Source organism: Citrobacter sp. wls757 (genome assembly GCF_005280935.1).
Classification (GTDB): domain Bacteria; phylum Pseudomonadota; class Gammaproteobacteria; order Enterobacterales; family Enterobacteriaceae; genus Citrobacter; species Citrobacter portucalensis.
Genome location: NZ_SZWU01000047.1, coordinates 1 through 3,229, shown reverse-complemented (window position 1 = coordinate 3,229; position 3,229 = coordinate 1). Strand labels below are relative to the sequence as shown.

3 protein-coding genes are annotated in these 3,229 nt (G+C 50.3%); all 3 read left to right on the top strand.

From position 1 onward, the window contains the following. Nucleotides 1-45 precede the first annotated feature (45 nt). The 3 genes from FDW94_RS12265 to FDW94_RS12255 are packed head-to-tail and all read left to right on the top strand — an operon-like array spanning nt 46 to nt 3,106. Nucleotides 46-1,227 (top strand): amino acid ABC transporter permease, encoded by a 1,182-nt coding sequence (locus FDW94_RS12265; protein WP_008785977.1) that lies wholly within the window; start codon nt 46-48, stop codon nt 1,225-1,227. Nucleotides 1,228-1,236: 9 nt separating this feature from the next. Beyond that, a complete protein-coding gene (locus FDW94_RS12260) occupies nt 1,237-2,340 on the top strand; it encodes an amino acid ABC transporter permease (protein ID WP_137377659.1) in 1,104 nt (367 codons plus the stop codon). Nucleotides 2,341-2,347: 7 nt separating this feature from the next. After that, entirely contained in the window at nt 2,348-3,106 is a 759-nt protein-coding gene (locus FDW94_RS12255; protein WP_003025300.1) for an amino acid ABC transporter ATP-binding protein, read from the top strand. Nucleotides 3,107-3,229: the final 123 nt, after the last annotated feature.

Here is a 3,229-nt window from a genome sequence, read left to right as displayed (position 1 = left end):
CAACTGCGGCGCTCAGCCCAGAGTCATAGTTACTGAGGTTTTCTTATGTTCCATCGCCGCTCAACCGTAAAAGGATCGTTATCCTTTTCTAACCCTGCGGTCCGCGCCTGGTTATTTCAAATACTCGCCGTCATTGCGGTTATCAGCATTGCGGTCTATCTCATTCATAACACGATAAATAACCTGAACAATAGCGGTATTACCTCGGGGTTTTCTTTTCTCGATCGCAGCGCCGGATTTGGCATTGTCCAGCATCTGATCGATTACGAGCAAGGCGATACGTATGGTCGTGTCTTTGTGGTCGGCCTGCTCAATACTCTGTTAGTTTCAGCACTGTGCATTGTTTTCGCATCAATTCTCGGTTTCTTTCTCGGACTAGCACGCCTGTCAGATAACTGGTTATTGCGAAAGCTCTCGACGATCTACATCGAAACGTTCCGCAATATACCGCCGCTGCTGCAGATCTTCTTCTGGTATTTCGCCGTATTACGTAATCTGCCCGGCCCACGCCAGGCCGTTAACGCGCTGGATTTGATGTTCCTGAGTAACCGGGGGCTCTATATTCCGGCCCCGCAAATGGGAGAAGGTTTTTTTGCCTTTTGTACCGCTGTCGTTATCGCTCTCGTCGTCACCATCGGATTATTTCGCTTCAACAGAATGCATCAGACCAAAACCGGTCAGCTACGTCGGACCTGGCCCACGGCTCTGGCGTTGATCGTACTTTTACCGGTGATTTCACAGTGGATGTTTGGCGCTGCGCTTCACTGGGATATTCCCGCGCTCCGTGGTTTTAACTTCCGTGGCGGTATGGTGCTTATTCCTGAACTGGCGGCACTGACTCTGGCGCTTTCGGTATATACCTCGGCATTTATTGCAGAAATTATTCGGGCGGGCATTCAGGCCGTTCCTTACGGCCAACATGAAGCCGCACGCTCGCTGGGTCTGCCAAATCCGGTGACGCTACGCCAGGTAATCATCCCACAGGCGCTACGCGTCATCATTCCCCCACTGACCAGCCAGTACCTGAATATCGTCAAGAACTCTTCTCTTGCAGCCGCAATTGGCTACCCGGACATGGTTTCACTGTTTGCCGGCACGGTACTCAATCAAACAGGGCAAGCCATTGAAACGATCGCCATCACCATGTCGGTATACCTGATCATCAGTCTAAGTATTTCTTTGCTGATGAATATTTATAACCGCCGTATCGCACTGATTGAGCGCTAAGGAGCCATGATGACAAAAGCACTGCTGTCTCACCCCTCGCGCCAGCACAGCAATCCGGCAAGCCGCAGTCTACTCTGGGTGCGTAAAAACCTGTTCTCCAGTTGGTCAAATAGCCTGCTCACCCTGCTATGCGTATGGCTGATTTGGTCATTTCTTCCACCACTGTTGAACTGGGTATTCTTTCAGGCCAACTGGGTCGGTTCTACCCGGGCAGACTGTACCAAAGCGGGAGCCTGCTGGGTGTTCATCCATGAACGCTTCGGGCAATTCATGTATGGGCTTTATCCACACGATCAGCGTTGGCGCGTAAATCTGGCCCTGATAATTGGTCTGGCTTCTATTGTTCCGATGTTCTGGAAAACCATTCCCCACCGTGGCCGTTGTATCGCTATCTGGGCAGTCATATATCCAATTGTCGTCTGGTGGCTGATGTACGGTGGTTTTTTCGGACTTGAACGCGTAGAAACCCGGCAGTGGGGCGGATTAACACTGACGCTTATTATTGCATCCGTGGGGATTGCAGGCGCGCTTCCATGGGGTATTTTACTGGCGTTGGGACGTCGTTCCCATATGCCAGTCGTGCGGGTTTTATCCGTCATTTTCATTGAGTTCTGGCGCGGTGTACCGTTGATTACCGTTCTGTTTATGTCCTCGGTCATGCTTCCTCTGTTTATGTCCGAAGGAACCAGTATCGACAAGCTTATCCGGGCGCTGGTCGGCGTTATTCTTTTCCAGTCGGCCTATGTCGCAGAAGTGGTTCGCGGAGGGTTACAGGCCCTACCGAAAGGTCAGTATGAGGCCGCGGAATCACTGGCGCTAGGTTACTGGAAAACCCAGGGGCTGGTCATTCTTCCGCAAGCCCTCAAGCTGGTTATCCCTGGTCTGGTTAACACGATTATCGCCCTGTTCAAGGATACCAGCCTGGTCATCATCATCGGTCTGTTTGATCTCTTCAGTAGCGTACAGCAGGCAACTGTGGACCCTGCGTGGCTGGGTATGTCGACAGAAGGATATGTTTTCGCTGCACTGATTTACTGGATCTTCTGTTTCAGTATGTCGCGTTACAGCCAACATCTGGAAAAACGTTTTAACACCGGGCGTACACCGCACTGAGGAATTTATGAGCCAATTATTAATGCCGTCTACCGACGCGATGATTACGCTGGAAAACGTCAACAAATGGTACGGACAGTTTCATGTCCTGAAAAACATCAACCTGAAGGTAAAACAGGGAGAGCGCATCGTATTATGCGGGCCTTCCGGTTCGGGTAAATCGACAACTATCCGCTGTATTAACCATCTGGAAGAACATCAGCAAGGACGCATTGTAGTGGATGGGATTGAGCTCAATGAAGACATCCGCAATATTGAGCGCGTCCGACAAGAAGTTGGCATGGTCTTTCAGCACTTTAATCTCTTTCCTCATTTAACTGTTTTGCAAAACTGCACGCTGGCACCTATCTGGGTGCAAAAGATGCCGAAAAAAGAGGCTGAAGTACTGGCAATGCACTACCTTGAGCGGGTCCGCATTGCCGAACATGCACATAAATATCCCGGGCAAATCTCTGGTGGACAACAACAGCGCGTGGCCATTGCACGCTCGCTGTGTATGAAACCCAAAATCATGTTATTTGATGAACCCACATCAGCGTTGGATCCTGAAATGGTAAAAGAAGTGCTGGATACCATGATAGGTCTGGCGCAATCGGGCATGACCATGCTATGTGTAACCCATGAAATGGGCTTTGCCCGCACAGTAGCTGATCGGGTGATCTTTATGGATCTTGGCGAGATTGTGGAACAGGCACCACCGGATGAGTTTTTTGCTCACCCCAAATCGGAACGCACTCGCGCGTTTTTATCGCAGGTTATTCATTAAATATATATGCCGGATAAAGTTCCGGTGGATTTCCGCGTATAAATGCAAAAAGGCCATCCTTTCGGATGGCCTTTTCACTTATTTGATGTCTGGCAGTTCCCTACTCTCGCATGGGGAGACCCC

What these genes read in the sequence shown, in the direction of transcription:
- FDW94_RS12255 (WP_003025300.1), top strand. Translation starts at nt 2,348, where the DNA reads ATGAGCCAATTATTAATGCCGTCTACCGACGCGATGATTACGCTGGAA.
- FDW94_RS12265 (WP_008785977.1), top strand. Translation starts at nt 46, where the DNA reads ATGTTCCATCGCCGCTCAACCGTAAAAGGATCGTTATCCTTTTCTAAC.
- FDW94_RS12260 (WP_137377659.1), top strand. Translation starts at nt 1,237, where the DNA reads ATGACAAAAGCACTGCTGTCTCACCCCTCGCGCCAGCACAGCAATCCG.